General features: G+C 47.6%; 9 protein-coding genes. 2 read left to right on the forward strand and 7 right to left on the reverse strand.

The genetic code is table 11. The features are described 5' to 3' along the window. The 6 genes from PHQ97_15310 to PHQ97_15335 form a co-directional block, all read right to left on the reverse strand. Positions 1–542: PhzF family phenazine biosynthesis isomerase (locus PHQ97_15310; GenBank protein MDD4394099.1), on the reverse strand; the 542-nt coding region annotated here is incomplete at its 3' end. A gap of 314 nt (positions 543–856) precedes the next feature. Further along, positions 857–1,141 carry a hypothetical protein gene (locus tag PHQ97_15315; protein MDD4394100.1) on the reverse strand — a complete coding sequence of 95 codons (285 nt, stop codon included), beginning with the start codon at positions 1,139–1,141 and terminating at the stop codon, positions 857–859. Positions 1,142–1,341: 200 nt separating this feature from the next. Then, entirely contained in the window at positions 1,342–1,842 is a 501-nt protein-coding gene (locus PHQ97_15320; GenBank protein ID MDD4394101.1) for a 50S ribosomal protein L16, read from the reverse strand. Between the two features lie 55 nt (positions 1,843–1,897). After that, complete coding sequence (locus PHQ97_15325; GenBank protein ID MDD4394102.1) at positions 1,898–2,680, reverse strand: ABC transporter ATP-binding protein; 783 nt, start codon at positions 2,678–2,680, stop codon at positions 1,898–1,900. Further along, complete coding sequence (locus PHQ97_15330; GenBank protein ID MDD4394103.1) at positions 2,677–3,438, reverse strand: ABC transporter permease; 762 nt, start codon at positions 3,436–3,438, stop codon at positions 2,677–2,679. The genes PHQ97_15325 and PHQ97_15330 overlap by 4 nt, the downstream gene beginning before the upstream one ends. 140 nt (positions 3,439–3,578) lie before the next feature. Further along, positions 3,579–4,793 (reverse strand): ABC transporter substrate-binding protein, encoded by a 1,215-nt coding sequence (locus PHQ97_15335; GenBank protein ID MDD4394104.1) that lies wholly within the window; start codon positions 4,791–4,793, stop codon positions 3,579–3,581. A gap of 205 nt (positions 4,794–4,998) precedes the next feature. Between PHQ97_15335 and PHQ97_15340 the strand changes: the two genes are divergently transcribed. Together PHQ97_15340 and PHQ97_15345 are read left to right on the forward strand one after the other, a co-directional pair. Beyond that, positions 4,999–5,913 (forward strand): ketopantoate reductase family protein, encoded by a 915-nt coding sequence (locus PHQ97_15340; GenBank protein MDD4394105.1) that lies wholly within the window; start codon positions 4,999–5,001, stop codon positions 5,911–5,913. Continuing rightward, on the forward strand, positions 5,904–6,533 hold the full coding sequence (locus PHQ97_15345) for a molybdenum cofactor guanylyltransferase (protein MDD4394106.1): 630 nt from the start codon (positions 5,904–5,906) through the stop codon (positions 6,531–6,533). The genes PHQ97_15340 and PHQ97_15345 overlap by 10 nt, the downstream gene beginning before the upstream one ends. A gap of 60 nt (positions 6,534–6,593) precedes the next feature. Here PHQ97_15345 and PHQ97_15350 read toward each other — a convergent pair. Beyond that, the coding region (locus PHQ97_15350; protein ID MDD4394107.1) for a NusA-like transcription termination signal-binding factor at positions 6,594–6,933 on the reverse strand (340 nt) is incomplete at its 5' end.

The following is a 6,933-nucleotide window of genomic DNA, read 5'->3' on the forward strand; positions in this document are numbered from 1 at the left end:
TCCTTCAGACCTGATTCATTTGGATACACGGACAGGAGTTTTTCGATCGAGTTCAGCGGCACCATTAATGTGCGCAATCCGGCATCAATGAGCTCGATCGGCAATTCCCGGCTTATGTCTTCATCGCACAAACTCAAGGGTGCGGCAGTTTGCGCTGATCGCAGAGACGAAGCGATATACACCGGATCGGGAGCAGAGATAAAAACAGCGTCCAAATCGGCGATCCTGTTATAGACGGTTAATTGCCCCATTCTATTTGTATGGATCGGGATCTCACTGCATGCAGAAAGGCTGGCCGTGTTTTTAACTAAGGAATACATACATGCGATCGTCCCGTGCCCGCAGAAATTCACTTCACATTCAGAAGAGTAGTAGGTGAGAGAAACACCGCCGTGCGTTTGGCAGTATACCATTTCTGAAACAAAACCTTTGTGATGTCTGGCGATCTCCAGCATTGCTTCTTCTGACAAAGACTGGTCTGCCTGTAAAAAAATGCATGCAGCCGGATTACCGGCTGATGTATCCGATGTAAACGCATCCACTTTCTGATATCGGTATATTCCCATTTTTGCCCGCATCCTTTCTGCTCTGCAGAATTATTTTCTTACTCCTGCTATTCAGTATTGAAACTGCACCAATAATATAAATATCCTCATTAGGTTAAAACAAATACACGTCCCCGGATGGAGTGACCCAATTTCACCTCATAACTATCAAAAAAAAAATGTTTACTCCGTTACACCCCAGCAGATTTTTTTCACCATTCCTATTCTTTCAACTGTTCGATCTGTTCATATTTCCGAAGAACGGTTCCGGCAGATGATCCATTATTAAAAAAGAGAGAATGCGTATAAAATCAGGGGTAAGTATTATTCTTTGGACGGATATGTTTCTCTATGCCGTTTGAGAGGTACACATATCGATACCCCTGCCATTCGCCATTTGGTCTCTTCACATCAGTGAGCGTTTCCATCGCTTCAAGCCCGTCTTCGTCATGGCATTCCAGCTCAAGTGTCTCTTCCACCTCACCGGTCTCGGTGTTGTACCGTTCCCAGATGACAACATTTCCCTCATCGTACTCATCATCCTCAACCTCCGGCACATTGGACGAAGACTTCGATTTTTTAAACAGATCAAACATAATCCTAAAATTTGCTGCAGGATAGCATTATAGTTTTCTCTTCCAGGGTAAATTACGGAGCGAACCCACCCCGGGAAAAATCCACGAACTAGTCTCCGAGGAGTCAGCAGTTAGAATCAGACGGTATCCTGCAGAAAATCACAAACACCATACCGTCTCAACAAAAAAGTATCAGAAATTGAGAGCTTAGGCAAAAAGCCTTAGTTCTCAACGATTACCCGGACCGGGGTCGGAAGTTTGTATCCGCTGTGGAGCAGTGCATCCTTTGCCTGGTCGACATACTGCGGGGTTGTCCAGACGGTGAAAACACGCTGTCTTTCTTCAACACGGGCTGCAGTTCCGACTGGTTTGCCGAATGCAAGTCTCATACCTTCAGAAATACGGTCTGCACCGGCTCCGGTTGCCTGTTTGTGTTCACGGAGAACGTGGTGAGGGTATGCTCTGATCTTTAAGTGGAAATTGTTTTTACCAATATCTTTCATCAGACGTCTGTTCATGTTGATACGTGCAGCTTCCATTGCCGTGTGACGGATCTGGCATGCTTCAAGTGCTTCAAGATGGATTGCGACCGGGAACTCGTCAGAAAGATTTCCCATATCAAACGTTACAACTTTTAAGCCCGGTACACCGCCCATATATTCACGGCGGCAGTATGCCTTCTTGGCGAGCTTATTATACATTCGTGCTGGCTTTCTTACCATTTTTAGTTACTCCTAGCTCTCTTAAATGTGCAAATTAGGTTGGTTGGAAACCATATTAAATGTTCTTATTCTCCCCTTCTAATTTCTCGAGTTCGGCGAGCACATCTTTTCTGAGTTTCGCAAACTCCACACTGGTCCGATCACGCGGCCTGGGCAGAGTATTTGAATATATTTCATATATTCTTCCCGGACGGGGAGTCAGGATAACGATTTTGTCAGAAAGATAAACCGCCTCATCAACACTGTGCGTAACGAAAAGAATCGTCTTTTTGGTTTCCTCCCAGATTTGGAGAAGTTCACGCTGCATTTTATTGCGGGTCTGCGCATCGAGCGCGCCGAAGGGTTCATCCATAAGCAGGACGGCAGGATCTGAGGCGAGGGCGCGGGCAACGGCAGCTCTCTGGCGCATGCCGCCGGACAGCTCATAGGGATAGCTGTCGGCAAATCCGGTAAGACCTACCAGAGCGAGACGCTTGTTCACCTCGACGGTCCGCTCCTCTTTAGGAACACCCATCATCTCCAGACCAAATCCCACATTCTCCGCAACGGTACGCCACGGATAAAGCGAGTATTCCTGGAAGACCATCGTCATTTTCGGCGAGGGGCCGTCCACGATCTTTCCATCGATGGAGACCGTTCCGCTGGTCGGAACATCAAGCCCCCCGATCATCCGAAGCAGCGTGGTTTTCCCGCAGCCGGAAGGACCGAGCAGACAGACGAACTGACCGTCGTGGACCTCAAGATCGACATGCTCCAGAGCGGTGACGTCACCTTTCCGGGAAGTGAACGTCTTTGTGGCGTCCTCCACCTTCACCCATACTTTATTCCAATCGGTCATTTGTCAAGCACCTCCCAGGCGAACTTTTTCCGCAGAACATACTGGAAGAATTGATCCATAACAATGCCAATGATTCCAATGGCGATCATACCGGCAATAACCATCTGGACCTGACCCCAGTTGTACGTGTACATGATGAGATAGCCAAGACCCGAGACGGTCCCCGGCATCATTTCAGCTGCGACAACACTCATCCAGGCAATCCCGAAACCTACACGAAGCCCGTTCCATATAGCGGGACCTGCCGCCGGAACGAGTACTTTCGTGATGATCTGGCGTTCATTTGCCTGATAGATCCTGGCGGTTTCGACCCAGCTTTTCTTCACTCTTTTTACACCGTCAATCGTATTCACAAGGATCGGAAAGATACACCCGATCACGATAATAAACACGATAGGAGTAAGACCCAGACCAAACCAGGCGAGAGAGAGAGGCACCCATGCCATAGGCGGGATCGGACGCAGGATCTGGATCAGACTGTCGGAGAACTGTTCAAGGACCGGATACCGGCCGAGAATGATACCCAGCGGGACTGCGATCAGACAGGCAATGATAAAACCAAGCGTTACCCGGTAAATACTGACCCAGCTGTTTTCCATCAGGCTTCCGCACCCATAGAGATCGGCAAACGGCGTCAGAAAAACAGCAAGAACGTTTTCCACCCGGGGGAGGATGTATGCATTGTTCATCAGAATTGCCGCTACTTCCCACAATACAAGAACAAGTACCGGGAGTATCAGCTTAATGTACCATTTCATGATCTTTGGTATTCACCATCCTCTTTTATGTATGTAGATTTTACAGGATATCAAATGTGTTACTTGTTTTACCCTGACGCTAAGGCATACATCACCTAAGAGACATCTCAAAAAAAGAGATTGAAAAAATGTGAGTGAGCTTACGCGGATTTGACCACGTAGTCTATGCCGGCAGATTCAAGAGCTGACTTCAGCTGAACGTCCTGAATGGATCCGAGCTGGGGGTCACCAAGAACCACATTTTTTCCATCGGCGCTGCGTGCCTTGATCCAGGCAACAAACCCGTCCCAGTCATTTGCCGGGGAAGAGGTTGAAACCACAAGTCCGGAGCCTTCAAGCATAAGGGGCGAGAGGATCTTGAGATTCATATCACCGGTACTCTTATCAATTGCGCTGATAAACGGCGGGGTGCCGGCAAGTGCATACTGAATCGCATTCTGCTGGAGAAGGGTCATCAGCTGAGGTCCGCCTGTTCCCTCGACGAGTTTGACATCGGTAACCTTCTGACCGTTGATGTAGAGTTCGGCGTCCGTGATCTTGCCGGTTTTTTCTGTAACCGGTTTCAGATAACAGTTGTAGGTATTCTTGAAGTACTCCCAGTCCTTAAGAAGAATAAACAGGGGCGCATCATGATCGCTTGGCAGGTATCCGATCGAGATCGTCGAGGCCGCAGACGGTTTGATGAATTTTCCAGTTTCGATCTGTTTTACTGCTGAATCATACGGACCGAAGTCGTAAAGAAGAGCGGCAGATTCGTCCTTTGTGGTCGAAGCGAGCTTGGAGGTAACGATACCCAGATCGCGTTGGGACTGAATGAACGCCTCATTGCTGTTCAGCCAGGAGTCAGTGATTTCGCTGGAGAACTTGATCGTCGGGATCGAGGTCTTCATTACATCGGTCGAACTGACGGTCACGCTTCCGTAGGTCATGTTCTGACTTGAGAAAAGCCAGTCTGCAGTCAGAGCAGCGGCATTGTCCGGATAGTCGTTGATGTATTTGCTTCCAACGATCATCAGAGCCGAAAGACTTGCTGCAACATCCTGATTTTCCAATGCCTTGGAGTTAGCGCCGAACACACAGCAGGTATGATCGGACCAGGTCCCTTTAGGAGGTAAATTCTGACTGTAGGAGACCACTTTTCCAATGTCACCCTCTAAGGCAACAGCAACAAACGGCTGCCAGGTGATGTAACCGTCGATCTGACCGGTAGCGAGAAGTCCCGGCATGGTTCCTGCTCCGGTATAGAGAATCTCAACGGTAGCATTCTCATTGCCGGTGTCGGTGCATCCTGCGGTAAAAACTACCATGACACACATAACGAGTGCCATGAAAATAAGAATCAGCTTTTTCTGCATACTATTATGTTAGCGTATCTCCATTATCAATTAATCGTATTTTAAAATATAAAATAGTTCTATTTTGTATACATTGAGGCTCCTTTAAAATTTTTTAGTATAATATTTAGACATGATTTATCTGTTCTGTACCCGTGAGCGGAGGAAAAACGTCTTAGAAAAACCTTCCTTTTAATGTGGTCTAGAGACAATAGAATAAGAACAAATGAAGATATTGATACTTGGCGCAGGGGCCGTAGGTCTGTCAGTAGCCGCAAAATTATCGAAATGTGTTGAGGTTTTTGCAGTATGCCGTGATAGATGCAGCACTTCTATAGATAATGAAGGTTTTTTTCTGACAGGGATCTGGGGTGAGGAAAACATCCAGTTTCCCTGCGGGAGTGTTCCGCCGAAAGAAACCTGGGATTATATTATCATATCCACCAAAGCTGCAGCCACAAGGGAGATATGCGAGCAGTACAATCATCTGTTCGGCGAAGCAGAGGTCGTAAGCCTTCAAAACGGCATTGGAAACGAGGAGATCATCGCTGAATACACCGATCATGTGCTTGGCGGAATGATCATAACCGGATTTGAGTGGAAAGCCGATAATGCAGTATTTGTATCAGTCGACGGAGGAGAGACAGTATTTGGAAGGTTCCCGGGCGGAACTGACGTAAAAGCAGACAATCTTGCAGATATTTTCACGAAATCAGGTATGCGGGCAAGGTCCACCGATAACATCAGAGGAGTTATCTGGTCAAAAGCGTTATACAGCTGTTCGCTCAACCCGCTCGGCGCGGTCATGGAATGCCCCTACGGTGAACTGCTCAAAAAACCTGCATGGAACATCATCACCAGTATTGTTCAGGAGGCATTCGAGGTTTCACGCGCAGAAAAAGTTGTTCTTGCTCAGAAAACAGCCGATGACTATCTTGAATTCCTCAGAACAAACAAAATACCATCCACAGCAGCACATTTCTGCTCCATGTATCAGGATATCGCGGCCAGCCGAAAAACCGAGGTTGATCATATCAACGGTGCGATCGTGACTCTTGGAAGAAAACACGGCATTCCCACACCCGTAAATGAAACGATTGTTAATCTGACACATTTCAAAGAGGAACTGTCATGCAGATAAAAAGATCAGCAATGATCCTTGCCGGAGGCGAGGCACGGCGGGTAAACGGACGCGAGAAGTATTTTTTCTCATACAAGGGCTGTTCATTTATCTCCCGGCTCGTCATGACATTTGAGGGGATCGTCGATGAGATCGTCATCGTCGCGAAAAATGAAAAGCAAACCAAACATTTTGCAGGACTGCCAAGAATCGTCAGATGCACCTGGGATAAAAAACCCGGGCTCGGACCCATTGGCGGGATCTCAGCGGGCCTGGATGAGATTCGAGGGGAGACTGTATTCATTTCTGCGTGCGATATGCCGACCATCCACAAACCAATTGTACAATATCTGTTTGAGAACATCGGGGCATATGACGCAATCATTCCCGAGTGGGAGAACACCGATCTCGAACCTCTGCATGCCGTCTACCGCGTGTCGGCCCTCAGGGAATATGTCGTAAATCATGAATCTCTTTCGCTGCGTGACATGGTGAACACACTGAACACAAAACGGATACCTCCGGAGATGTTTCGAACGGTGGATCCAGATCTTGAAAGTTTCAGAAACGTGAATACACTTGAGGAGCTTCTGGCAATGGGTCCCGAAGCCGAATATCAGGAAAAACATCCGGAAAAGTAACACATTTCCGATTTTTATAAATCAAACCGCGAACGATAATCGCTCAAAAAAGAGATGAGGTTATAACTCGTCCTCATCAGACTCTTCTTCCTCTTCCTGTTTGAGCTCGACATTGGCGATATCAAACTGGCGGAACGCGAGTTTCTTTGCTTTGATGATGTTTCTGCCTTCTTTTCCGATTGCAAGACCGCGGTCGGAATCTGCAACTTCGATGTAGGCGACTTCGGTATTTTCCTCTTCATCCTCTTCGAAGGTGACGGTCTGTACCTGGACCGGGAGGAAACAGTTTCTGATAAACTGGACCTTGTCCGGATTGTATTCGACGACCTCGACCTTCTTACCGAAAGCGTCAGATGCCTTCTTGATGCTGGCACCTTTCTTTCCGATTGCAAGTCCCATC

Source organism: Desulfobacterales bacterium (genome assembly GCA_028704555.1).
In the GTDB taxonomy this organism is placed as follows: Bacteria; Desulfobacterota; Desulfobacteria; order Desulfobacterales; family JAQWFD01; genus JAQWFD01.